Source organism: Microbacterium sp. WHRI 7836 (genome assembly GCF_040223885.2).
GTDB lineage: Bacteria > Actinomycetota > Actinomycetes > Actinomycetales > Microbacteriaceae > Microbacterium > Microbacterium oxydans.
Genome location: NZ_CP168171.1, coordinates 2,706,166 through 2,729,989 on the forward strand (window position 1 = coordinate 2,706,166; position 23,824 = coordinate 2,729,989).

Annotated in this window: 24 protein-coding genes and 2 tRNA genes; 15 read left to right on the forward strand and 11 right to left on the reverse strand. The window is 68.0% G+C overall.

What is annotated here, in order from left to right:
- Nucleotides 1–121 precede the first annotated feature (121 nt).
- The 4 genes from ABRP18_RS12905 to galU form a co-directional block, all read right to left on the reverse strand.
- Nucleotides 122–194, reverse strand: a tRNA-Ala gene (locus ABRP18_RS12905).
- Between the two features lie 52 nt (nucleotides 195–246).
- The gene (locus ABRP18_RS12910) at nucleotides 247–1,092 is read right to left on the reverse strand and encodes a hypothetical protein (protein WP_061015653.1); all 846 of its coding nucleotides are present in this window, start codon (nucleotides 1,090–1,092) and stop codon (nucleotides 247–249) included.
- 93 nt (nucleotides 1,093–1,185) lie between these two features.
- The gene (locus tag ABRP18_RS12915; protein ID WP_058631271.1) at nucleotides 1,186–1,797 is read right to left on the reverse strand and encodes a GNAT family N-acetyltransferase; all 612 of its coding nucleotides are present in this window, start codon (nucleotides 1,795–1,797) and stop codon (nucleotides 1,186–1,188) included.
- Between the two features lie 43 nt (nucleotides 1,798–1,840).
- Nucleotides 1,841–2,728: a UTP--glucose-1-phosphate uridylyltransferase GalU gene (gene galU / locus ABRP18_RS12920; protein WP_046749794.1), complete on the reverse strand. Its 888-nt coding sequence runs from the start codon at nucleotides 2,726–2,728 to the stop codon at nucleotides 1,841–1,843.
- Nucleotides 2,729–2,769: 41 nt separating this feature from the next.
- Between galU and ABRP18_RS12925 the strand changes: the two genes are divergently transcribed.
- The 3 genes from ABRP18_RS12925 to mscL are packed head-to-tail and all read left to right on the forward strand — an operon-like array spanning nucleotide 2,770 to nucleotide 4,100.
- Complete coding sequence (locus ABRP18_RS12925) at nucleotides 2,770–3,366, forward strand: 5-formyltetrahydrofolate cyclo-ligase (protein ID WP_349884792.1); 597 nt, start codon at nucleotides 2,770–2,772, stop codon at nucleotides 3,364–3,366.
- Nucleotides 3,367–3,380: 14 nt separating this feature from the next.
- Entirely contained in the window at nucleotides 3,381–3,653 is a 273-nt protein-coding gene (locus ABRP18_RS12930; RefSeq protein WP_046749796.1) for an FmdB family zinc ribbon protein, read from the forward strand.
- Between the two features lie 24 nt (nucleotides 3,654–3,677).
- Nucleotides 3,678–4,100 carry a large conductance mechanosensitive channel protein MscL gene (gene mscL / locus ABRP18_RS12935; protein ID WP_113681623.1) on the forward strand — a complete coding sequence of 141 codons (423 nt, stop codon included), beginning with the start codon at nucleotides 3,678–3,680 and terminating at the stop codon, nucleotides 4,098–4,100.
- 284 nt (nucleotides 4,101–4,384) lie between these two features.
- Here mscL and ABRP18_RS12940 read toward each other — a convergent pair whose 3' ends face one another.
- Nucleotides 4,385–8,053 (reverse strand): AAA family ATPase, encoded by a 3,669-nt coding sequence (locus ABRP18_RS12940; RefSeq protein ID WP_349884793.1) that lies wholly within the window; start codon nucleotides 8,051–8,053, stop codon nucleotides 4,385–4,387.
- A gap of 228 nt (nucleotides 8,054–8,281) precedes the next feature.
- On the opposite strand from ABRP18_RS12940, the gene ABRP18_RS12945 reads away from it, so the two are divergent.
- Nucleotides 8,282–8,794 carry a methylated-DNA--[protein]-cysteine S-methyltransferase gene (locus tag ABRP18_RS12945; RefSeq protein ID WP_193761521.1) on the forward strand — a complete coding sequence of 171 codons (513 nt, stop codon included), beginning with the start codon at nucleotides 8,282–8,284 and terminating at the stop codon, nucleotides 8,792–8,794.
- Nucleotides 8,795–8,860: 66 nt separating this feature from the next.
- On the opposite strand, the gene ABRP18_RS12950 is transcribed toward ABRP18_RS12945, so the two are convergent.
- Together ABRP18_RS12950 and ABRP18_RS12955 are read right to left on the reverse strand one after the other, a co-directional pair.
- A complete protein-coding gene (locus ABRP18_RS12950; protein WP_058631258.1) occupies nucleotides 8,861–10,495 on the reverse strand; it encodes a cation acetate symporter in 1,635 nt (544 codons plus the stop codon).
- Nucleotides 10,492–10,839, reverse strand: coding sequence for a DUF485 domain-containing protein (locus ABRP18_RS12955; protein ID WP_058631259.1), 348 nt, complete (start codon nucleotides 10,837–10,839; stop codon nucleotides 10,492–10,494). The genes ABRP18_RS12950 and ABRP18_RS12955 overlap by 4 nt, the downstream gene beginning before the upstream one ends.
- Before the next feature lie 109 nt (nucleotides 10,840–10,948).
- Between ABRP18_RS12955 and ABRP18_RS12960 the strand changes: the two genes are divergently transcribed.
- Both ABRP18_RS12960 and ABRP18_RS12965 read left to right on the forward strand, forming a co-directional pair.
- Nucleotides 10,949–11,806, forward strand: coding sequence for a LuxR C-terminal-related transcriptional regulator (locus tag ABRP18_RS12960; RefSeq protein WP_046749803.1), 858 nt, complete (start codon nucleotides 10,949–10,951; stop codon nucleotides 11,804–11,806).
- A gap of 96 nt (nucleotides 11,807–11,902) precedes the next feature.
- Nucleotides 11,903–12,250, forward strand: coding sequence for an Lsr2 family protein (locus tag ABRP18_RS12965; RefSeq protein WP_058631260.1), 348 nt, complete (start codon nucleotides 11,903–11,905; stop codon nucleotides 12,248–12,250).
- A 39-nt stretch (nucleotides 12,251–12,289) separates the two neighbouring features.
- Here the strand turns inward: ABRP18_RS12965 and ABRP18_RS12970 are convergent, their stop codons facing one another.
- Nucleotides 12,290–12,937, reverse strand: coding sequence for a MarR family winged helix-turn-helix transcriptional regulator (locus ABRP18_RS12970; protein ID WP_113681621.1), 648 nt, complete (start codon nucleotides 12,935–12,937; stop codon nucleotides 12,290–12,292).
- A gap of 89 nt (nucleotides 12,938–13,026) precedes the next feature.
- Here ABRP18_RS12970 and idi point away from each other — a divergent pair, with 89 nt between their 5' ends.
- From idi to ABRP18_RS13015, 9 genes are all read left to right on the forward strand, one after another.
- A complete protein-coding gene (gene idi, locus ABRP18_RS12975; protein ID WP_058631261.1) occupies nucleotides 13,027–13,548 on the forward strand; it encodes an isopentenyl-diphosphate Delta-isomerase in 522 nt (173 codons plus the stop codon).
- 3 nt (nucleotides 13,549–13,551) lie between these two features.
- Nucleotides 13,552–14,634: a polyprenyl synthetase family protein gene (locus ABRP18_RS12980; RefSeq protein ID WP_113681620.1), complete on the forward strand. Its 1,083-nt coding sequence runs from the start codon at nucleotides 13,552–13,554 to the stop codon at nucleotides 14,632–14,634.
- The gene (locus ABRP18_RS12985) at nucleotides 14,631–15,539 is read left to right on the forward strand and encodes a squalene/phytoene synthase family protein (RefSeq protein ID WP_113681619.1); all 909 of its coding nucleotides are present in this window, start codon (nucleotides 14,631–14,633) and stop codon (nucleotides 15,537–15,539) included. Before ABRP18_RS12980 ends, ABRP18_RS12985 begins: the two co-directional genes overlap by 4 nt.
- Nucleotides 15,536–17,137, forward strand: coding sequence for a phytoene desaturase family protein (gene crtI / locus ABRP18_RS12990; RefSeq protein ID WP_349884794.1), 1,602 nt, complete (start codon nucleotides 15,536–15,538; stop codon nucleotides 17,135–17,137). The genes ABRP18_RS12985 and crtI overlap by 4 nt, the downstream gene beginning before the upstream one ends.
- The gene (locus tag ABRP18_RS12995) at nucleotides 17,137–17,481 is read left to right on the forward strand and encodes a lycopene cyclase domain-containing protein (RefSeq protein WP_127012508.1); all 345 of its coding nucleotides are present in this window, start codon (nucleotides 17,137–17,139) and stop codon (nucleotides 17,479–17,481) included. The genes crtI and ABRP18_RS12995 overlap by 1 nt, the downstream gene beginning before the upstream one ends.
- Nucleotides 17,478–17,825, forward strand: a complete 348-nt coding sequence (locus ABRP18_RS13000) for a lycopene cyclase domain-containing protein (protein WP_308431887.1) — start codon at nucleotides 17,478–17,480, stop codon at nucleotides 17,823–17,825. Before ABRP18_RS12995 ends, ABRP18_RS13000 begins: the two co-directional genes overlap by 4 nt.
- Nucleotides 17,822–18,715, forward strand: coding sequence for a prenyltransferase (locus tag ABRP18_RS13005; protein WP_058631267.1), 894 nt, complete (start codon nucleotides 17,822–17,824; stop codon nucleotides 18,713–18,715). Before ABRP18_RS13000 ends, ABRP18_RS13005 begins: the two co-directional genes overlap by 4 nt.
- A 35-nt stretch (nucleotides 18,716–18,750) precedes the next feature.
- Entirely contained in the window at nucleotides 18,751–20,937 is a 2,187-nt protein-coding gene (locus tag ABRP18_RS13010; protein ID WP_113681617.1) for an MMPL family transporter, read from the forward strand.
- Between the two features lie 60 nt (nucleotides 20,938–20,997).
- Nucleotides 20,998–21,070: transfer RNA gene (locus ABRP18_RS13015), tRNA-Arg, on the forward strand.
- A 62-nt stretch (nucleotides 21,071–21,132) separates the two neighbouring features.
- Here ABRP18_RS13015 and ABRP18_RS13020 read toward each other — a convergent pair.
- From ABRP18_RS13020 to ABRP18_RS13030, 3 genes are all read right to left on the reverse strand, one after another.
- Nucleotides 21,133–21,630, reverse strand: a complete 498-nt coding sequence (locus ABRP18_RS13020) for an HNH endonuclease (RefSeq protein WP_045263393.1) — start codon at nucleotides 21,628–21,630, stop codon at nucleotides 21,133–21,135.
- Nucleotides 21,631–21,939: 309 nt separating this feature from the next.
- Nucleotides 21,940–22,695, reverse strand: coding sequence for a M23 family metallopeptidase (locus ABRP18_RS13025; protein WP_046746555.1), 756 nt, complete (start codon nucleotides 22,693–22,695; stop codon nucleotides 21,940–21,942).
- A gap of 361 nt (nucleotides 22,696–23,056) precedes the next feature.
- A complete protein-coding gene (locus ABRP18_RS13030) occupies nucleotides 23,057–23,758 on the reverse strand; it encodes a metal-dependent transcriptional regulator (RefSeq protein ID WP_045263392.1) in 702 nt (233 codons plus the stop codon).
- Nucleotides 23,759–23,824: the final 66 nt, after the last annotated feature.

The window sequence follows — 23,824 nt, forward strand, 5'->3', positions numbered from 1 at the left end:
AACCCCCGTGCGGCGAGGGCGCTCACTCACAGACCCGGTCTCGACCTCCAGCACGAGCGGCCGAGGAACCAGAACGGCCGATGGGACATGATCTCTCATGTCCCATCGGCCGTCTTCACGGTGGACCTAAGGGGATTCGAACCCCTGACCTCCTCGATGCGAACGAGGCGCGCTACCAACTGCGCCATAGGCCCGTGAACAGGTTCTACGCTATCACGACGAGAGGGCCGCTCGCGTCGCAGACCGTCATCCTGCGGCTCGACGGGAGAGCAGTTCGCGCACGTGGGCCTCGATCTCGGCGTCGTCGACGAACCCCATCCGCGCGTACGGCGACGACGCGGCCGGCAGGGCCACCGGCGGCTCCGGTGCCATCTGCTCCGCCCGCTCGCGCAGTGCGGCGACTCGCGCGGCCTTGCGGCGCGCCTCCTGGGCGTCCAGCTGAGCCTGCGCGACCTGCGCGCGGGACCCCGCCACGGATGCCATCGGCTCGGGCAGCGGACGCGGCGTCCACGTCGCTCGGCCCTGGTCGTGAAGCTCGGGGGTCACACGCGGAGCAACAGGGGTGGCCACGACGTGGGCGGCGCGCGCGGCACGGTTCGCGACCGCGGCCATGCGCTGCAGAGCGACACCGGCGACGACGACCACCGCACCACCGACCCAGATCAGAGCAGATCCGCCGGCAGCCAGCAGCTGCCACACGCCCAGCCCGGCGACGATGAGCCCGACCAGCAGGCTGCTGGTCGCGAGGATACGCACACGTCTGCGCGCGCGCGCCCGACGGATCACAGGGTCGGCCCTGGTGGCCGCGAGTTCCTGCCGCAGAGCCTCGAGCGCGGCGGCCTCCCGCTCCGACTGCACCCTCTTCGCCAGCTTCTGCTGAGCGAGCGCGGTGCGGGCGTTCAGCTCGACGCGGACCTCCCCCGGCGTCTCGCTCGTCTCGGCGAGCACGCGCAGCGCCTGGTTCAGTCGCACGGCGTTGCGTTCGGCGGCGTTGTACTGGAACCGGCCTCGCCACGACGGCAGCAGATAGAGCATCCACAAGAGCACGGCGACGAGCACGATCACTCCTCCGCTCAGCACCGGCCCGTCCATACCGACAACGCTAAGGGCTGGGAGCGGGCAGCGCCGTGCAGACGGGCGCGTGTCGCGGCGTGTTCGTCCGGATCCGCTGTCCGGACGGGTGTTTCAGGACGATATGCGGTCGGCCGGCGGCACCGTCGCGGCGTCGGGAGGCACCTGGCCGCTGAGCCACCGCGCCAGCACACCCTGCGGCACGTCTTCCGTGGTCAGGGCGAATGCGTAGTGGTCGCGCCAGTCCCCGTCGATGTGGATGTAGCGCCGCCGCAATCCCTCGTACCGGAACCCGAGCTTCTGGACGATGCGCAGGCTCGCGGCGTTCTCCGGACGGATGCAGATCTCCATGCGGTGCAGGCCGTACTCGGTGAAGCACGCATCGGTGGCCATCGCGACCGCGGTCGGGGTGATCCCGCGACCCGCGAACCGCTCGCTCACCCAGTACCCGATCGTGGCAGAGCACAGCGAGCCCCGAGAGACTCCCCATACGTTGAGCTGCCCCGCGATCTCCCCGTCGTACTCCATGACGAAGGGGTAGCCGGAGCCGTCACGGTACTGCTGGAGCAGGCGACGGATGCTGAGCCTCATATCGAAGGACACCGATCCGTACGGGACAGTCGCCTCCCACGGCTGAAGCCATGACCTGTTGGCGAGCAGCTCATGCTGCAGAGGCCGCGCATCCTTCGTTCGGACGAGCCGCAGCTCTATCGGGCCGTGTCGCATCCCCGTCGCCAGATCCATGCCGCACCGACGCCCGCGAAGCCGCCTAGAGGCGTTCCGCGAACTCCTTGAGCCAGGGGCGCAGCTCCGAACCGAGGTCGTCGCGGTCTGCCGCGAGCTGGACGATCGCCTTGATGTAGTCGACGCGGTCGCCCGTGTCGTAGCGGCGACCACCGAAGACGACGCCGACGACGCCGGGGCCGTCAGGGTCGGCCGCCATCACCTGCAGTGCGTCCGTGAGCTGGATCTCGCCCCCCTTGCCCGGCTCGGTGTGCTCGAGGATCTCGAAGACCGAGGCCGGGAGGACGTAGCGTCCGATGACCGCAAGGTTCGAGGGGGCGTCCTCCTGTGCCGGCTTCTCGACGAGACCGGTGACCCGAACCGCATCCGACCCTTCGAGGGGTTCGACCGCAGCGGCGCCGTACATGTGGATGTTCGCGGGATCGACCTCCATCAGCGCGATCACCGCGGCGCCGGTGCGCTCGTGCTCGGCGATCATCTCGGTGAGCAGCGGATCGCGCTCGTCGATCAGGTCGTCACCGAGCAGCACGGCGAAAGAACTGTCGCCGACATGGGTGCGCGCACGCAGCACTGCATGTCCCAGACCCTTCGGCTCCCCCTGACGGACGAAGTGGATGTCGGCGAGGTCGCTCGACTTCATCACGCGCTCGAGGCGACCGGTGTCGCCCTTCTCCATGAGCTTCACCTCGAGCTCGGGGACCGAGTCGAAGTGGTTGGAGATCGCGTTCTTGTTGCGCCCGATGATGACGAGGATGTCGTCGATCCCGGCGTCAGCCGCCTCTTCGACGACGTACTGGATGGCCGGCTTGTCGACGACCGGGAGCATCTCCTTCGGCATCGCCTTCGTGGCGGGCAGGAATCGTGTCCCCAGTCCGGCGGCGGGGATGACTGCTTTGATCTTGTGGTTGCCCATCCTCTCAGCCTAGTGGTGAGCGTCGACGTAGACTCGGAGCCATGTCGAACGACGTCGAACACGCCAAGCGCGCACTCCGCGCCGAGCTCCGCGAACGACGCCAGCTCCTCTCCGACACACAACGCGAGACGGCGGCCACGGCCATCGGCGAACGCCTCGATGCCCTCGTCGACGAACTGGGCGTCCGATCCATCTCCTGCTTCCTCTCCACCACGACGGAGCCGGGCACCCGTGACTTCGTGACCAGGGCCGTGCGCCGCGGCATCCGCGTGCTCCTCCCCGTCACCCGCGCCGACGGACTGCTGGACTGGGCTGTCGCCACGGACGATGACGAGGTCGCCGAGGGCCTCTTCGGCCTGCCGGAGCCCACGGGCGAGGTGCTGGGCCCCATCGCCGTGAACGACGTCGACCTGATGATCGTCCCTGCCGCGGCGGTCGACCGTTCCGGCATGCGCATGGGCTGGGGTCGCGGGTACTTCGACAAGACGATCGGCTCGATGGAGAAGTGCCCTCCCGTCTACGCGGTCATCTATGATTCCGAGGTACTCGACGAACTTCCGCGAGAGGTTCACGACCAGCCGGTGAACGGCGTCGTGACCCCGTCGCAGACCCTCACCCTGTCGCCTCGGCGACGCTGATCCCAAGGACCCCCATGCCCACCTACGCCTATGCCTGCACCGCGTGCGGTCACACCTTCGACGCCGTGCAGAGCTTCGCCGACGACGCTCTCACCGTGTGCCCCGAGTGCGGTGGCGCGCTGCGCAAGCAGTACGGCTCGATCGGTGTGACCTTCAACGGCTCCGGTTTCTATCGCACGGACTCGCGCGCCAAATCCGGTGGATCGAAGGATGGTTCGGCATCATCGAAGACGGAATCGACGACGAGCGCCAAACCGGCGGCTGCGTCGACTCCGGCCTCTTCCTGAGGTATCGATCTGTTGGGGGATCCCATGCTCAAAGGTTTCAAGGACTTCCTGCTCCGGGGCAACGTCATCGATCTGGCCGTCGCGGTCGTCATCGGCACGGCGTTCACCGCGATCGTCACGGCCGTCGTCAACAGCATCATCAACCCGCTCATCGCGCTCTTCCTCAAGGCGGACGCCGCCGGAAAGTTCGGGATCCAGGTTCCGAACATCTACGGCGAGACGGTGACCTTCCCGATCGGCGACCTGATCTCGGCGATCATCAGCTTCCTCGCCGTCGCCGTCGTCGTGTACTTCGTGTTCGTGCTGCCGATGAACACGTTCAAAGCTCATGTCGAGGCCCGCAAGGGCACGCCCGCGGAGGAGCCGGAGGAGGAGCCGGCCGCGGCGACCGAGTCCGAGCTGCTCGTCGAGATCCGCGATCTGCTCAAGGCACAGCGCGGAGCCTGACCGGCTGGAACCACTCGAGACGCACGGTCCCTCTTCGGAGGGACCGTGCGTCTCTCCGTTCCCGGCTGAGGTAGGAGCCGCACAGTCAGTAGTGCGGCGGGACGTCCTGGAGCAGCTGGTCGTCGTTCGGCCCCTTAGCACCCTTCGGCCGGTTCCGCGCCGGCGGCGTCTCCGCTGGCCCCGATTCCGGTTCCGGGTCGCTCCCCGGCACCGGAGTGAGACGCGCACGACGAGATCCGGCGATGCGTTCCACGTGCTGGCGCGGGCCCGCGGGCCCCGGGTGCTCAGTCATTCTGGGTGTCGAGCGTGTCGATCGGCTGCGTATCGTTCTCCGCGCGCGGGGCGGAATCCGAGATGCCGAGCACTGCGGCGATCCGGGTCGCCACGGTCACGGGGTCGCTGTAGAGGTCGAACGCGTGCACGCGCACGTAGTGCCAGCCCAGGCGGCGCAGCACGTGCGGGCGCAGACGCAGGGTCTCGCGCAGGGACTCGCCTCGCGTCTCGGGATCCGACTCGATCACGACGGCCTTGCCGCCGTGCTGCGCGACCAGCGGGAGCAGTCCGCGGTAGTCGACGTCCACCGAGGCGCCGAGGCGCCGCAGTTCGCGGGCAAGCGCCAGGGTCAGCGGGTCGGCGAGATCCTCCAGCCGCGCATCCCGGCTCCGGGCGGCCAGGCCGCCGAGGATCGACATCAAGGTCGCCGCCCCATGCTCCAGGCGCCCATCGTCGAACGAGGAGGGACGGATCGACGAGACGAGGACCATCGAACGGCGCGCTCGCGTCATCCCGACCGTGAGCAGTCGCTCGCCGTCCGGTGTGGAGAGGTCGCCGAAGTCGCTCAGGACGCGGCCGTGCTTGGTGAGGCCGAAGCCGAGCGAGAAGATCACACGATCGCGGCTCTCGGCGACCGACTCCTCGAGCGTCAGCACCGCGAACGGTTCGACCGTGTCTCGGCCGACGAAGTCCGCGACATCGGATCGGCCGGCGAACGCCGAAGTGACGGCGGCGCGCACGCGCTCGGCGTGGCGGGCGCTCGCGGTGACCACCATGAGGGATTCCGACGGGCGGTGCACCGCGTGCTCGACCACGAGGGTCACGACCCTGGCGACCTCGGCATCCGGGCTCTCGACCGCGCCCGAGATCGGATCGGGCGTTCCCGTACCGCCCTCGACGTAGTCGACCGTCAGACTGCCACGACCGAGGTACGAGCCCGCCCAGGGAAGGGAGACGATCTCGCCTCCGTAGAAGGCATCGTTGATGAGCTCCGCGAGGTCCTCGCCACCCGCCCGGTAGCTGCGGGTGAGGGTCAGCACGGGCAGGAGCTCGGACAGCCGCTCGAAGGCCGAGACGTCGTCGAAGGGCACCTCGGGCTCCCACGACTCCTCCGGATCGACCGCGATGCGGAACGGGGTGGGGCGCTGCGTGACCGGATCGCCGAACGCGACGATCTGGCGCGCACGACGGATCGCCGGGGCCGCTTCTGCGAGGTTGATCGCTGCGGCATCGACGAGGATCACGGTGTCGAACTCGACCGAGTCGGGGATCTCGGGCACCAGGTACGGCGAGGAGATCCAGGCCGGCGCGAGCACGTCGACAAGGGTGGGCGCAGCGCTGACCACCTGCGCGGTGCTCGTCGCGGATTGCGTCAGCGCCTGACGCAGGTGCTGCGACTGCTGGGGCTCGTCGACGATCGCGATGCGCCACTGATTGGCCAGCTGCCATGCGAGCAGCGGTCCGGCCATAGCGGCATGCGCCTCATCGACCAGGCGGAAATCGCGCTCGAGCCGATCGACGACCGCGGTGTTCGCTCCGAGGAGGGCGCGGTTGTCCTGCAGGGCGCGCTCGAGGAGGGACTGCCACCAGGCGAACTCGAGCTCCTCCCCCACCTGGGACTCCGAGACGTGGCGGACGGAGAGCTCGGTGAGAAGCGGCTCCAACCCGAGGAGGGCGAGTCGGTCACGCAGCTGGGCGCGCTCGACCAGGTTCTCGAAGACGTCGGATTTGGCAGCGAGGCCGGCGAGGGTGCGAACGAGCCGGGCCACGGGCAGCGATGCCAACGGCTCACGGCGTCCGAGGGCGGTGTCGAGTTCGGCGAGCTCGGCTTCCACACGCTGCCAGGCCGCGTGGACGTCGGCGAGACCGAGCGGGATCTCCGGCGCGACGCCGGCGTCGACGAAGCGCTGCCATTGGGTGCGCTGCGCCTGGATCCGCAGGAGAGCCTCATGCATCTCGGTGACATGCACTCCAGGGCGGACATACTCCTTGGCGAGCCGACGGAGCCTCCGCCTGTTCGCCCCGGACAGGCCGGGAGCGTCGCGGCGCGAACCGTGCGCCTGGATGAGCTCACCCAGAGGACGTTCGAAGACCGTGGGGCTGAATCGGTCGAGCGAATCGCGGATCCCCTGCAGCAGCCGCAGGTACTCGCCGAGCTCGTCGATGGTCGCGAACGGACGCATGTGCGTCTGCGCGATCAGCTCGTATCCGCGCTCGAGCAGGGTGGGCACGCTCTGCGAGTGCAGTCGCCCGGCGAGCTCGTGCGCCGCTCGTGCGGCTTCGGTGCTGGAGAAGGTGACCCCGTACCAGGGCGAGTCGTTCGGGCCGAAGCGGAATTCGCCGAGACGGGCGGCCTGTGCGAGGGCCTCGGCAGCCTCGCTGCGGTCGGCGGCGAGGCGACGAAGCGCATCGGGTCCGAGACGCGCGGTGGTCGACGGTGGAACAGGGAGCGACGCCAAGCGCGTCAGCTGGCGGGTGGCGTCGAGGACCGAGGCGCCCAACCCGGCGATCGGCGCGCTGAGCGCCTGACGGTAGTCGCGCAGGACGGTCCGCAGACGCACGAGGGCATCGTCGACTTCGCCGACCTTCGGCGCCGTGGCCTTCTCGTTGCGCCCGATGGCCCTGACCAGATCGCGCCGCACGTTCGCCGGCGAGACCGCGAGGCTGTCCAGTCCGATGCCGGCGAGACGATGGCGGACGCCGTCGAGGGTCGAGCGACGCGCGGACACGACGAGGACGCGCTTGCCTCCGCGCACGAGTTCGCCGAGCGCGTTGATCACGGTCTGCGTGCCGCCGGTCCCCGGAAGCGTCGCGACGGTCAGGGAGTGCCCCGCGGCGATGCGCGCGAGCACAGCTTCCTGCTCGGCGTCGGCGTCGAGGAGGAGATTGTCGGACGCAGGAGCGCGGTCGTCCGGCCCGATGTGGTGCGGGATCGCCCGTGGGGCGGTCACGCGCTCGCGGTCGCCCACGTGTCCGGCGAGGGCGTTCAGCACCTGATGGTCGAGACTGCCGCCGTCGCGCGACATCACCCCGGACACGTCGGCGAACGTCGAGACGACCAGGCGCGGCTCGACCGAGAAGGTGTCGATCGATCGCGTGATCGCGCGCAGGCTGTCGATCACCGGCTGCGGCTTGAAGATCCCGCCGTCGTAGGCGAGGGCTGCGAGAGCTGTCGCGTCGATCGTGAGACCGAAGTGATCGCGGGCGATCCGCACGAGTTCGGGATTCACCTCGAAGGTGCCCTGCAGCTTCAGCTCGAAGTCGGAGTGGTGGCGGCGGATCGCCAGCGGACGCAACAGCACAGGTGCGGCGAACCCCGCTCCCCCGATGCGCCACCGGGCGACGCCGACGGCGAGGTGCACGGCCTCGATGCCGCGGACGGTGCGCAGCTCGGTGTTCTTTGCTGTGATGCGCTCCGCGGCGAGTCTCGCTGTGCGCAGACCGACCTCATCGCGGAAGAGGTTCGAGAGCAGCGTCGACTTGCCGGTGATGAACTGCGGCAGGCTGCCGGGGTGCGCCTTGGAGATGTCGATACCCGACTCGGGGCTGTCGCGGAAGCTCACCAGTGGCGAGGGGCCGCCGAGATCCGCGGCCTCCGCTCTCAGACGCGTGCGCTCCGACTCCGCTGCGTGCGCGATGTCGATGCCGGCAGTGGACCCGTGCAGGTCGCTGATCGACACAGCAGGATCCACCGCTGTGTCGTCCGCAGACTTTCCTTCACGTCGCCACACAATGACACCCTAGGCGCGCGACATGCCGACGCGGGGTATCCCGGGCGGGTTTCCGCCGAATTTCCGCGATGCGATGCACCGTCCACTTCTCCTGCCCGGCGTCCGCGCCGACGAGGTTCTCCACCCGGAGCGGCAACAGCGGCGTGCGGTGTCCCGTCCAGCGGTCAGGATGGGGGCATGACCTTCCGCTACGACTTCGCGCCGACTCCCTTCGGCGATGCTCTCGCGGTGTTCTCCGACGAGGGCATCGTGCGGTTCGATCTCTCCGAATCCGAAGACCCGCGCGTGCCCTGGCTGCTCGAAGGCGTGTCGCGCCAGCTGAGATCCGTGCCGGAGCCCGACCCCGGTGCCGCCGACGAGCTCGCCCATCTGCTCGCCGACTACTTCGACGGCGAGCAGGTGCGCTTCGACGCGCACATCCGCCTCGACTGGCGACTCGTCGACGGGTTCGCTCTGACCGCTCTGCGGACGATCTGCGACATCGAGTGGGGCGAGACGATGAGCTACGGAGAGGTCGCGGTCCTCGCCGGACACCCCGGCGCCGCGCGCGCCGTCGGCACAGCGTGTCGCATCACACCGTTCTCGATCATCGTCCCGGTGCACCGCGTCGTGCGGTCGGACGGCAGCGCGGGCCAATACGGCGCGCACCCTGAGCGCAAGAAGTTCCTGCTCGACCTCGAGACGAGCTGAGCCGTCGGCAGGCGGTGTCGTGGACCCGGCGAGTAGGCCGCCGGGTCCACGACTTCGGGCTCAGGCTCAGTGCTCCGTGGCCTTCTCCGCGCCGAATCCGGTGAGCGATCGCACCTCCATCTCGGCGGCCAACCGGGGAGACTCCTTGCGGCTGCTGGTGATCGTGCCCAGCCAGCCGAGCAGGAAGCCCAACGGGATCGAGACGATGCCCGGGTTGTTCAGCGGCCACACGGCGATGTCGATCCCCGGGATCATCGATGTCGGGGTTCCCGAGAACACCGGCGAGAGGACGATGAGGACAATCGCCGACCCGAGCCCGCCGTACATGCTCCACACGGCCCCGCGAGTGGTGAATCGGCGCCAGAACAGCGAGTACAGGATGGTGGGCAGATTCGCCGACGCGGCCACGGCGAAAGCCAGCGCCACCAGGAACGCGATGTTCTGCCCCTGCGCGCCGATCCCGCCGACGATCGCCAGGATGCCGATCACGATGACCGTACGTCGGGCGACGCGCACCTCTCCGTTGGGGTCGGCTTCGATCGGCTTGCCCTCCGAGTCCTTGCGCCCCTTCTGGATGACGTTCGCGTAGATGTCGTGCGCGAACGACGCGGCAGCGGTGATCGTGAGTCCCGCGACGACCGCGAGGATCGTCGCGAATGCCACAGCCGAGATGAAGCCGAGCAGCACCGGTCCGCCGAGTTGGAGAGCCAGCAGCGGGGCCGCGGAGTTCACACCCCCCGGGGCCGCGGCTATCACGTCCGCTCCGACCAGGGCGCCGGCACCGTACCCGAGCACGAGCGTGAGCAGGTAGAACCCGCCGATGAGCCAGATGGCCCAGACGACCGAGCGACGGGCCTCCTTGGCGGTCGGAACCGTGTAGAAGCGCATCAGGACGTGCGGCAATCCCGCAGTGCCCAGCACGAGCGCCAGACCGAGAGAGAGGAAGTCCCACGGATTTGCTCCGTACTGCAGACCGGGCGCCAGGATCGCGTCGCCCTTGTCCGAGTTCGCCACCGCGGCCTCGAGCAGCGTGTTCAGACTGAACCCGTTGATCGCGAGCACCCACACGGTCATCCCGAGGGCACCGCCGATGAGGAGGAAGGCCTTGACGATCTGCACCCAGGTCGTTCCCTTCATGCCGCCGATCAGCACGTAGACGATCATGAGGATGCCGACGACCGCGATCACGACCGACTGACCGACCCGACCGTCGATGCCGAGCAGCAGGGACACCAGACCGCCGGCACCCGCCATCTGCGCCAGCAGGTAGAAGAAGCACACGGCGAGCGTCGTGATGGCGGCCGCCATCCGCACAGGCCGCTGCTGCAGGCGGAACGAGAGCACGTCCGCCATGGTGAACTTGCCGGTGTTCCGCATCAGCTCGGCGACCAGGAGCAGGGCCACGAGCCACGCCACGAGGAAGCCGATGGAGTAGAGGAATCCGTCGTACCCGTTGATCGCGATCGCACCGCAGATCCCGAGGAATGATGCGGCGGACAGGTAGTCGCCCGCGATAGCGAACCCGTTCTGCGGACCGGTGAACGAGCGGCCGGCGGCGTAGTAGTCGGCCGCGGTCTTGTTGTTGCGACTCGCTCTGATCACGATGAACAGCGTCACCGCCACGAACGCCAGGAAGATCGAGATGTTGAAGACCGGATTGATCTCGAGGGCAGCGGGTGCTGCCGTGCGCACGCCGCTCATGCCGCGCTCTGCGCTTCCTCGAGTTCCTCGCGGATCTGCGCCGCGAGCGGATCGAGCTTGCGATTCGCGAAGGAGACGTAGGCCATCGTGATCGCGAAGGTGGTAACGAACTGGCCGAGGCCGAAGAGGAGGCCGATCGTGATGTCACCCCACACCCGCTGTCCCATGAAATCCGGAGCGAAGGCGGCCAGAAGGACGTAGACGAAGTACCAGAGAAGGAAGAAGGCCGCCATCGGGAAGATGAACGATCTCTGCGTGCGTTTCAAGGTCAGGAATCTCGGGGATCGTTCGACCGCTGTGTAGTCGATCTCACCGTTCGGATCCGTGTTCGTCTGGTCGCTCATGGGGCCTCCTTGCCACATGTCCGGTGCTCGCACGAGCCACCTCGCGCGAATGGTAGGGTCGACGCTACGAAACGGGGCATTGCGTCGTCACCCCCGAAAGTAGGTAGTCGTGAACTCACCCGTCGCCCGCGAATCCGAGGCGGATCTCGTCGCGAACGCGGTGCGGGAGCTTGCACGGCGCACACGCTTCCCTGTCGCTTTCGGCGGCCTCATCGAAGAAGGCGTGGTGAGCGTCACCAGCATCGTCGGCGCTCGCACGCGTTCGCTGGACGGTCTTCGCGTGCGTCCGGAACGCGGCCTCGGCGGTCGCGCGATGATGGAGCTCCGCCCCCGCATGACGAGTGACTACGGGTCGTCCCAGCAGATCACCCACGACTACGACGTCTTCGTGCTGGGAGAAGGTCTGCGTACGCTCCTCGCTCTTCCCATCGTCGTCCAGGGACGCTCCCGCGGGGTGCTCTACGCCGGCGGGTGGGACGAGGAGCGAGTCGGCGGGGTGACCACCGCCCCCGCCATGCAGGTCGCCCGATCCGTCGCCGATGAACTGCGCATCCGCGACGAGGTGCAACGGCGACTCCAGGAGACCGCCCTCAATGAAGACGTGGTCGCCCCGGCGCAACGCGAGGAACTGCGGCAGAGCTTCGCGGAACTCCGCAGCATCGCGGCCTCCGTCGAGGACGAAGATCTCCGCACCAGGATCGCGCACGTCGAGCGGCGCCTGCTGACCCTCGCCGGAGACGGTGCGGCGCCGGCCACGGGGCCGATCCCCGCGATCCACCTCTCTCCGCGCGAGACCGACGTGCTCGCATGCGCTGCGCTCGGTTCGACCAACGCGGAGATCGCGTCGCAACTCGGTCTGCGAGAAGGCACCATCAAGGCATATCTGGGGACGGCGATGTCCAAATTGGATGCGTCGACACGCCACGCCGCTGTCGCGAGAGCCCGGCGAATCGGGCTTCTTCCCTGATCAAAGGGAATGGAATAATCGCACGGCCTTTGCGAGATGAATGCGATCGAGCATTTCGAGTTGTCGCATTTCTCTCAGGGGAGTAAAGTCGCCCCCATGGCGAGACGAATTGTGCACCAGCTGGTCGACGACATCGATGGCAGCGTTCTGGAGGTCGGAGAAGGCGAGACTGTGCATTTCTCGCTCAACGGCACCGCTTATGAGATCGACCTGAACACCGCGCACGCCGATGAATTGCGCAAGGCGCTGGAGCCCTACGTGGCGGCCGGACGCAAGGCGGGATCGTCCTCGAACGCCTCACGCACGTCGTCCGCACGCAAGCGTCCAGCGCGGAACCCCGAGGTCGCGGCGATCCGCGCATGGGCTAATGACAATGGCCACAAGCTCTCCGAGCGTGGACGCATTCCTGCGCAGGTCGTCGACGCGTACAACGCGGCGCACTGACGTCATTCCAGACGTTCTTCACCCCCTTCGGGGTAATTGTTACGCGCCCTCCTGCAGCCAGGGCTCGTCCCGAAGCGTGATCTCCTCGGTCATATCCGTGAGGAAGCGGATCACGACTTCCCTTTCGGCCGGCGTCAGGCGAGCGGCGGAATAGAACCGCTTCGCCTGCTGCCGACCCACCGTCTCCATCGCCGCATGCCGAGTCTCCGGGGTGATGGATATCTGCAACGCCCTGCGGTCGGTCGGGTGCGGAGCGCGGGCGATATGCCCTCCCTGCTCGAGGCGGTCGAGAAGCTTCGTGGTCGCCGCGGTGGAGACGCCGAGGTGGTGGGCGATGCCCCCCGGAGTGGCCACGAGGTTTCGATTCGCGCACACGATCAGATAGTGCAACGCGCGCATGTCGGTCTCGTTCAGGCGCATGTACCGGCGCGAGGCCTGCGAGAGGGTCTGCTCCGCTTCGCGCAGCCCTGCCAACGACTCCATGACCTGCGCGATCTGCTTCAGCTCCTCGGGCGGCACGCCTGTGCGGTCGATCAGGACACTGCGGGGGTCGCTGGCCTCGACGTCGTAGATCGCGGTGTGGATGAGCCCGTCCGGCGCCTCGCCCGTCGGACTCACCCCTGCTCCCGGCGCGGGGGACGACTCCTGCGCGCCCGCGTTCGGGGTGGTGCCGGGCTCCGAGTCCATGCGATCATGTTACACACCAACAGTTTCATGCTAAGTTGACTACTCACCAAGTTAGCTAAATCGGGAACGCTCGAGGCCAAGGAGATGCCGTGGATGACGTGACCCTCCTCGCCGAAGACGGGACGGCTGTCGGAACGCTCCCCAAGAGCGAAGTCCACACCAGCGACACTCCCCTGCACCTGGCCTTCTCCTGCTACGTCTTCGACCGTGACGGTCGCCTGCTGATCACCCGCCGGGCGCTCACGAAGAAGACGTGGCCGGGTGTCTGGACCAACAGCTTCTGCGGCCACCCGCGACCGGATGAGGCCATGGTCGATGCGGTGCTTCGCCACGGTCGCGGGGAACTCGGCATCCAGGTGTCGGACATCCGCACCGCGCTCCCCGACTACCGGTACCGCGCCGTCGATGCGAGCGGGATCGTCGAGAACGAGATCTGTCCAGTGCACGTCGCCGTCCTCGACGCCGACCCCACGGCGAATCCCGATGAGGTGTCCGAGTGGACGTGGGTCGACGTGGATCCGCTGATCGAGGCCGTGGCGCATGCGCCCTTCGCCTTCAGTCCGTGGTTGGTCGAGCAGCTGCCCCTGTTACGTCAACGCGGCGAGGTGTGACCGATGAGCGCGACGACCACCGAGGAATCGCTGAGCACCCGGATCGAGGAGGCACTTCGCCACCGGTTCTCCGAGAGAAGCACAGCGGCCGAGCGTTACGGGAGCGAGTTCGTCGCACTGTGGCGGGCCGCCGAGGAACACGCTCTCGGGGGAAAGCTGATCCGTCCCCGCCTGCTCCTCGATCTCACGCATGCGCTGGCACCCGCGCCGCTGACGATCGCCGAGACGCAGTCCGCGATCGAGGTGGCCGCCCACGTCGAGCTTCTCCACTACGCCTTCCTCCTCCACGACGACGTGATCGACGGTGACCTCACGCGGCGCAGAAGACCCAATCTGATCGGAGCGCTCGCGGCATCCCGCCCCGCAGGACCGACCGAGACCTCCCTGCACTGGGCGCGCTCGAGCGCGATCCTCCTCGGGGATCTGCTCCTGTCGTCGGCGGTGCTGGGCTTCGCGCGCGCCGAGGTCGCCGCAGAGTCTCGCGAGCGCCTGCTCGGCCTGCTCGAAGAGACGATCTTCGAGACCGTGGCGGGGGAGCACACCGACGTCGCACTCAGCGACGGCATCATCGCTCCCGATCTGCGGACGATCCTCTCCACGAGCGCGTACAAGACCTCGACCTACTCCTTCGTCCTGCCGCTGCGCGCCGCTGCGGTGCTCGCGGGTTCGTCGACCGCTGCCGAGGAGCACCTCACGGCGATCGGATGGAACCTCGGACTCGCCTATCAGCTGCAGGACGACCTGCTGTCGGTGTTCGGCGACCCCGAAGAGCACGGCAAGGACCCCTTCTCCGATCTGAGAGAGGGCAAGGAGACGGCGATCATCGCTTACGCGCGCATGACGAGCGAATGGGACGGGATCGAGCTGCACTTCGGACGGACCGACCTCAGCCCGGCGGACGCCGCGGCTGCTCGCGACCGACTGCGCGCATGCGGCTCCGAGGCCTTCGTCGAGGGTTTGGTGCAGGAGCATCTCGATGCCGCCGATGCCGCGCTTCTCGACGCGGAATCCGCGGGCCTGGTCCCCACCACGGCGGCAGAGGCCATTCGGAGCCTCGCTTCCCGAGTCGGGAGTCGCCGCCGATGAGCACCACCCCATCCGGCCACCGCGATGAGACCGCACTCCGACGTTTCAACCGCACGGCGGAGATCGCCACGACCGATGTCATCCGCACGTACTCGACGTCGTTCGGACTCGCCAGCCGCCTGCTCGGGAAACGCCATCGGCAGCACGTGCGCAACATCTACGCGATGGTCCGCATCGCCGACGAGATCGTCGACGGTGTGGCTGCGGAGGCCGGCCTTGACGTCACGGCACAATCAGCCGCCCTCGATTCGTACATCGCGGAGACCCATCGGTCGATGCGCAGCGGCTACAGCAGCGACCTGATCCTGCATGCGTTCGCTCGCACGGCGCGAGAGTGCGCGATCGGCGAGGACCTGACCCAGCCGTTCTTCGACTCGATGCGTGCGGACATCGACGCGGACTCCGGTTTCGCCGCGTATGACATCGACGCCCATGCGGCCTACGTCTACGGCTCCGCTGAGGTCGTCGGGCTCATGTGTCTGCAGGTGTTCCTCCGAGACGCCGAGCGGACACGGGAGGAACAGGAGATCCTGCGGCACGGGGCACGGCAGCTCGGCGCCGCTTTCCAGAACGTGAACTTCCTGCGCGACCTCGCGGACGACACCGACCGCCTGCACCGCGGTTACCTCGGCGGGAGCGCGCGTCTCACCGACGCTGATCGCGACGCGTGGGTAGAGACCGTGTTCGGGCAGCTGGCCGACGCGCGCGCCGCGATCCCGCTGCTGCCCAAGGACGCGCGCGCCGCGGTTCGCAGTGCCCTGGCGTTGTTCGCCGCGCTCACTCGGCGGGTGTCGACGACTCCCGTCGACGTCCTCTACCGGCGCCGGGTCCGCGTTCCCGATCCGATCAAGGCCGTCCTCGCCGCTCGATCCGTGCTCGTCACAGCGCTGGAGCGCGACCGATGAGCCGGGTGGTCGTCATCGGCGCCGGCGTTGCCGGTCTCGCCACGGCAGGACTGCTCGCACGGGACGGACACGACGTCGTCGTGCTCGAGAAGAACGATCGTGTCGGTGGCCGAGCAGGGACGATCGAACGCGACGGGTTCCGTTTCGACTCCGGCCCATCGTGGTACCTGATGCCGGAGGTCTTCGACCACTTCTTCGAGATGATGGGCACCACGACCGCCGAGCAGCTCGACCTGGTCAGGCTCGATCCGGGCTACCGCGTGTTCCGAGCGCCCGGAGCGGTGGATGCCTCCCCGACACCGGTGACCGTGCCCGCAGGACGGGAAGAGGTCACACGGCTGTTCGAAGCGCTCGAACCCGGCTCAACGGCAGCGCTCGACGCGTACCTCGACTCCGCGCAGGATGCCGGAGCGATGGCCCGGAAGTACTTCCTCTACAACCCGTTCACGCGCATGCGGTCGCTTCTCGCGCCGGAGGTGGTCCGCGCTCTGCCCCGACTGGGCGCCCTGCTCGGAACACGCCTGCAGTCCTACGCCGCGCGGCGCTTCGACCACCCTGTCGTGCGCCAGATCCTGGGCTACCCCGCGGTGTTCCTCGGAACCGATCCCCGAAGCGCTCCCGCGATGTACCACCTCATGAGTGCGCTCGACCTCGATCAGGGCGTCAGCTACCCGCAGGGCGGATTCTGGCGCGTGGTCGAACGGATCGAGGCACTCGCACGCGATGCGGGAGCACGGATCGTGACCGAGGCGCAGGTGACCGGGATCCGCACGCAGGACGGTGCCGACGGCACGCACGTGACCGGCGTCGGCTGGCTCGACGAGTCCGGTGCCTCCCACGTCGAGAGCGCCGACGTGGTGGTCTCAGCAGCCGATCTGCACCATACCGAGACCGCCCTGCTCCCTGCCTCGCTGCAGACCTATCCGGAATCGTGGTGGGCGCGACGTACCAGCGGACCCGGCGGGATCCTCGTGATGCTGGGCGTACGCGGCGCGCTGCCCGAGCTCCCCCACCATTCGCTGTTCTTCACCGACGATTGGGACGCGAACTTCGACGCGATCTTCGGCTCCGCCCCGACGGTGCCGGACCCGGCATCGATCTACGTCTGCCGGCCGAGCGCGACCGACCCCGACGTCGCTCCCGCCGACCATGAGAACCTGTTCGTCCTGATCCCGGTGCCCGCCGACGTCGATCTCGGCAACGGTGGGGCCGACGGACACGGATCCCCTGCGGTCGAGCGCGCGGCCGACGCGGCGATCGATCAGGTGGCGACCTGGGCGGGCATCCCCGACCTGCGGGAGCGGATCGTCGTGCGGCAGACGACAGGGCCCGCGGACTTCCGTGACGACTATCACTCCTGGCGCGGCGGGATGCTGGGCCCGGCCCACATCCTCTCGCAGAGTGCGATGTTCCGCGCCCAGAACGCATCCAAGCGCGTGCAGGGTCTGTTCTACGCCGGCGCCACGACGGCACCGGGCGTGGGGGTTCCGATGTGTCTGATCAGCGCGGAGGTCGTCCTCAAACGCATCAGGGGCGACCACTCGCCGGGGCCGCTCCCCGTTCCCGCACACTCCCCCGTCGGGACGGAGGCGTCCTGATGGGTGCGGTGTATCTGGCGGCCCTCCTGGTGTCGCTGGGCTGCATGCTGCTGCTGGACTGGCGGTTCCGGCTCTTCTTCTGGCGCGACGCGGTCTCCGCTGCCGTCGTGACGGCCCTCGGCCTCGTGTTCTTCCTCGTGTGGGACGTGGCCGGGATCGCGAACGGGATCTTCTTCCGCGGCGACGGAGCGATCGCGACGGGCTTGGTGCTCGCTCCCGAGCTGCCCATCGAGGAACCCGTCTTCCTGCTGTTCCTCGTCGTCTGCACCATGATCATCTACACCGGGACGACGCGTGTGCTCGCCCGACTCCGTGCACGCACAAGGGCACAGAGGGAGCGATGATGACCTACCTCCAGCTCTCCGCCTGGTTCGTCGCCGGTTCCGCAGTTGCCGGCGCGGCGCTCGTGCTCGCGTCCCGCGGTCGCGGACCACGCCCCGCATCCGTGCTCCTGACCGTCCTCGTGCTCTTCCTCCTCACCGCCGCGTTCGACACCGTGATGATCGCGAGCGGGCTGTTCCACTACGCCCAGGATCCGCTGCTCGGAGTGCACGTCGGGCTCGCGCCGATCGAGGACTTCGCCTACCCGCTCGCAGGTGCTCTGCTCCTTCCGGCCGCGTGGACCGCGATGCGCGCCCTTCGGCGGTCCCGCGGGCGGACACCGACAGATGAGGAGGAACGACGTTGAGCGGAGCCACCGCGCCGTCGAACGGCATCGCACGGGACATCGCCCAGATCGTGCTGTCGTCGCGTCCGATCAGTTGGATCAACACGGCTTTCCCGTTCGCGGCCGCCTACCTCCTGAGCACGCGCGACATCGACCTCACCCTCGTGCTCGGCACCCTGTACTTCCTCATCCCCTACAACCTCGCGATGTACGGGATCAACGACGTGTTCGACTACGCCTCCGATCTGGCGAACCCGCGCAAGGGAGGCATCGAGGGAGCACTGCTCGCACCCCGCATCCATCGAGCGACCCTGTGGGCGGCTGCGGCGACGAACATCCCCTTCCTCGTCTACCTCGTGATCGTCGGGAACCCGGCCTCGACGGCCTGGCTTGCGGTGAGCGTCTTCGCGGTCATCGCATACTCCGCGCCGTTCCTCCGATTCAAGGAGCGCCCGTTCCTCGATTCCGTCACCTCCAGCACACATTTCGTCAGTCCCGCGATCGTCGGCCTCGCCCTGGCCGGAGCGTCGGCGACGACGGGAACCGTCGTCACGCTCGGCGCGTTCTTCCTCTGGGGGATGGCCGCCCATGCCTTCGGCGCCGTGCAGGACATCGGCCCCGACCGGGCGGGCGGCATCTCTTCGATCGCCACGGTCATCGGTGCACGGGCGACCGTACGCCTGTCGCTCGCGCTGTGGGTGATCGCAGGCACGGCCATGCTGTGGACTCCGTGGCCCGGCCCGCTCGCTGCCGTCCTCGCGTTGCCCTATGTGGTGAATGCAGCACCGTGGTGGAACGTGACGGACGCGACTTCCGCCTCCACGAACCGCGCCTGGCGACGCTTCATCGCCCTCAACTACTTCGCCGGCTTCCTCGCGACGATGATCCTCATCCTCGCCTGGATCTCCTGACCGCCCGTTCCGAAGCACCCCCGAAAGGACCCCCGATGTCCCGCCCCGACACCGCGCAGACCCCGCCGCCGAGAGAGCGCACTCGACGGCACTCCTGGGTGCGCGTCTTCCTCCCCGTCGCCCTGATCCTCGTGTGGCTGGTGGGCGCGTCGCTGGGCGGACCGCTGTTCGGCAAGGTCGACGAGGTGTCGTCCAACGAGCAGACGACGTATCTCCCGGAATCGGCGGATGCGACGCAGGTACAGAAGCTTCTCGGCGAATTCAGCGACAGCGACTCGATCCCGGCCATCGCCGTGTTCACCGCCGACGACGAGCTGACCTCTGCCGAGCTCGATGCCATCTCCGCCGCCGTCGCGGATGCGCCGACGGTCGAGGGCGTCGGCGGCGACGTCTCTCCCGCGCTCCCCTCCGACGACGGACGCGCGGTGCAGGCGTTCATCCCGATCGACTCCGACGCCGAGCTCGCGGATGTGACGACGGCCCTGGGCGACGAGCTGCGCGCCGCCGTGCCGGAGGGGGTCACCGTCTACATCACGGGACCCGCCGGTTTCAGCGCCGACCTGGTGGCCGGTTTCGCCGGTATCGACGGGCTCCTGCTCGGTGTCGCGCTCCTTGCCGTTCTCGTGATCCTGGTGCTGGTCTACCGGTCGTTCCTGCTTCCTCTCGTCGTGTTGTCCACCAGCCTCTTCGCGCTCTGCGTCGCGCTGTTGGTCGTCTGGTGGCTTGCGAAGTTCGAGGTGCTGCTCCTCAGCGGCCAGACCCAGGGGATCCTGTTCATCCTCGTGATCGGCGCCGCCACCGACTACGCCCTGCTGTTCGTCGCTCGCTTCCGGGAGGAACTGCGCGTCGCTCAGGACAAGGGCACCGCGGTGATGGCGGCGTGGAAGGGCTCGGTGGAGCCGATCGTCGCCTCAGGCGGCACCGTGATCGCCGGCCTGCTGTGCCTGCTGCTCAGCGACCTCAAATCCAACAGCACTCTGGGACCGGTCGCGGCGATCGGCATCGTGTTCGCGATGCTCTCGGCGCTGACGCTGCTCCCGTCGCTGCTGTTGCTCTTCGGTCGCGCCGTGTTCTGGCCGCGGCGCCCACGCTTCGAACCCGAGGTCGTGGCCGCTGAGCACGGCATGCGCACCACGGGCCTGTGGGCGCGGCTCGCCGGCCTCATCAAGCGCCGCCCTCGGGTCATCTGGATCGTGACGACGCTCGTGCTGCTCGCGGGGGCGGCGGGAATCACGCAGCTCGACGCCGACGGCGTACCGCAGTCCGATCTGGTGCTCGGCGCGTCCGAAGCGCGCGACGGCCAGGTGGCCCTGGGTGAGCACTTCCCCGGCGGATCCGGAAGCCCCGTGTACGTCGTCGTGAAGGAGGGTCAGCTGCAGGACGCGGCCGATGTGCTCCTCGCCAACGACGGCGTCGATGGCGTCACGGTCACCGCGGCCGATTCCCCGAGTGGTTCGGCACCCGTGACGGAAGACGGCATCACGGCCGTCGGCCCTCCCGGCACGCCCGCCCCGGAACCGACCACCGTGAAGGGCGATGTCCTGCTTCAGGGCACCCTGACCGATGCGGCGGATTCCGAGGCCGCGGCCTCGACCGTGCGAGAGCTTCGCGAAGACCTCGATGCCATGGATGCGTTGGTCGGCGGTGTCACGGCGACCTCGATCGACACCAACGACGCATCGATCCACGACAGGAACCTCATCATTCCCGTCATCCTCGTCGTGATCATGCTGATCCTGATGCTGCTGCTGCGCTCGATCCTCGCGCCGGTGCTGCTGATCCTCACCACGGTGCTGTCCTTCGGCACGGCGATGGGAGTCTCGGCGCTCGTCTTCAACGGGATCTTCCAGTTCCCGGGCGCCGACCCTGCCGTCCCGCTGTTCGGATTCGTCTTCCTGGTGGCGCTCGGCATCGACTACAACATCTTCCTGATGACCAGAGTCCGTGAGGAGTCGAAGGCGCACGGGACGCGGGAGGGCATCCTGCGAGGGCTCTCGATCACGGGTGGGGTGATCACTTCGGCCGGCCTCGTGCTCGCGGCCACCTTCGCCGCGCTGTCGGTGATCCCGATCCTGTTCCTGGTGCAGCTCGCCTTCATCGTCGCCTTCGGCGTGCTCCTCGACACGTTCGTGGTGCGCTCCCTGCTGGTCCCTGCACTGACCTACGACATCGGCAAGGCGATCTGGTGGCCGTCGAAGCTGTGGCGTCGCGGAGAAGACTGAACCACAGCGGGGACGACGGAGACGCAGCGGCGTGCATCCGGTCGCTTAGACTGGATGCACGCCCTCGTAGCTCAGGGGATAGAGCAGCCCTCTCCTAAAGGGCAGGTCGCAGGTTCGAATCCTGTCGCGGGCACGACATGCAGAAGGGGAGCCGTCCTGGCGACGGCTCCCCTTCTGCATGTCGTGCCGCCCTCGTCACGCCGCCAGCGCGAGATACGGCTCCCACCGCGGGTCGCTGCGTTCCGTCCCGCGCACCGTCCAGGCGGTGCCGTGCGGGGGTCGAGGGGTGAAGCGCAACTGCCAGCGCATCTCCTGAGGCGTACGATCGCTCTTCACGTTGTTGCACCGCAAGCAGCACGCGACGAGGTTCTCCCAGGAATCAGCTCCTCCGCGAGAACGGGGCAGGATGTGGTCGATCGTGGAGGCCGACTTCCCGCAGTAGCCGCACCGGTGATCGTCACGACGGAGCACGCCGCGCCGGGTGACGGGCACGCGTCTGCTGGTGGGGACGCGCACGTAGCGCGCCAGGATGATGACCGCAGGGCGGTCGTAGACGCCGTGCGAGCCCCAGACGGGGTCTTCCTCGACGCGTTCGATCACGGTGGCTTTGTCGTTCATCACGAGCACCAGGGCGCGTTTGAACGACACGATCGCCAGCGGCTCGTATCCGGCATTCAGGACCAGTGTGCGCATTCGTCATCCTCTCGATCCGCCGGGACGGCTTCCCGGCACTCTCGACTCACACGAGGTCGCGCAGGAGGCAGATCGATCGCGAGGACGAAAAAAGGCGCCGTCTAGAGACAGCGCCTTTCGCGCACGGCAGCGCCGTGGCATCCCTGCGGGCTATGCAGAAGGACGTGACGACCGAGGGCATCCATGGTTCGGATGCTCGGTATTCGCTCCATCAGCCTCTCCCACCTGTACGACAACGGGATCAGGCTAACCCATCTCCCTGGGTGCAGGGCGAAACGGGAGGTGAATGGAGCGGAGCGTGTCTGGAAATCAGCCGGCGTTGACCGACAGCCACGACATGGGCTCGACGAGCCCGCCGTTGATCCAGACCTCGAAGTGGAGGTGGTTCGCGGTGGAGCGACCGGTGCTGCCGACGTAGCCGATCAGCTGTCCTGCCGACACCGACTGCCCGACCTGAACCTGACGCGAGCCGTAGAGCATGTGACCATAGGTGGTCTGCAGACGCTGTCCACCGACCACGCTGTCGAGCATGACCGCCACACCGTAGCCGCCGATGCTCTCGGCCGATGCGCGGACCACTCCGGCAGCAGCGGCGTAGATCGGCGTGCCGGCCGGAGCGAGCATGTCTGCACCGTTGTGGCCACCGCCGACCGTGCGGCTGACGTTCCAGGATCCCATGGGGAGCGGATAGCGCACCTCGCCCGAGCCGGGCGACGTGAGCGCGTAGCCCGCGGTGTTGAAGCGCGAGGAGGAGGTGCCGGCCGCGGAGGCGGTCGCGGCAGCAGCGGCTGCACGGGCGGCAGCAGCCTCTTCTGCCTTCTTCTTCTCGATCTCCTCGGGCGTGGTCGCGCTGAACGTGCCGCGCGCGAGCGGAGCAGCAGTCGCCTGCGAGGCGACGACGAGCGACTGCGCATCGACGGCGGCGAGCTGCTGGAGAGTCGTGGGCGCTGCTTCGCTCGGCTTCGACGAGGCGAACGCGGGCAGAGCGATGCCGGCGACCAGCGCACCGACCGCCCCGAAGATGGCGATGGATCGAAGAGGCTTGACGGCCTTTCGAGCACTCATTCGCGCGCCGGTGCGGCGGGCGGGTACTGCTTCTTCAGATGTCTTCTTCGCGGGCGATTCGATGTCTGCGGCCAAAACTTGGTCCTCCTGGGCCCTCACGCTGTTCGGGTCAGCGCTGGCTCGTCGGCACTCTGCTCTCGTGGCACGAATGTAGCTCGGGTACTTTGTGCGTTCTTGCCGTGAAGACGACGAGCCTGGAAGGCGATCTTCAGCGGGTTCATCTCCAGCGGGCTTCTTCGCTGGCGACCTGACCGAGGTTACCGGAAGATAACGATCATGTCACCCTGGGAAACTGGCAATTCTCGGAGAGGGCGACGCCGCTCTCCTTCCACGCCGATCGCACCCGCGAATTCTCGCGGGATCAGGCCGGTTCGCCGACCAGGAAGATGTGCGAGGCCAGCTCGACGGGAAGCTCGAGTCCATCGTCCTTGCCGTCCATCTGGATGAGGACGTAGCCCTCGCTGAAGCGGAAGTCACCGTGCGCTCCGGGAACGACTCCGGCATCGCGCAGCTGCTCGAGCAGCTCAGGGTCGACCTGAGCCGGCTCGGCGAGACGACGCACCGTGCCTTCGACGGGCTCGCCGGCGGCGTTCAGGCGCTGGACGAGTCCGATGACGCCTTCGTCGAAGGTGCGCGCCGGCAGATCGCCGAGCTGATCGAGTCCGGGGATGGGGTTGCCGTACGGCGACTCCGTCGGATGTCCGAGCAGCTCGACGAGGCGACGCTCGACCTGCTCGCTCATGACGTGTTCCCAGCGGCACGCCTCTTCGTGCACGAAGGCCCAGTCGAGTCCGATCACGTCGGAGAGCAGGCGCTCGGCGAGACGGTGCTTGCGCATCACGTCGACCGCCTTGCGCCGACCGGCGTCGGTGAGCTCGAGTGTGCGGTCTTCCGAGACGATCACGAGACCGTCTCGCTCCATGCGCCCGACCGTCTGCGAGACCGTCGGGCCGGAGTGGCCGAGACGCTCGGAGATGCGCGCGCGCAGCGGAACGATGTTCTCCTCCTCGAGTTCGAGGATGGTGCGGAGATACATCTCCGTGGTGTCGATCAGATCGGTCATGTGCGGGCCCTCCGAGGTTCTTAGGCAAGCCTACATTCCCGCGGCGACATCGGACTCGCGAGCAGT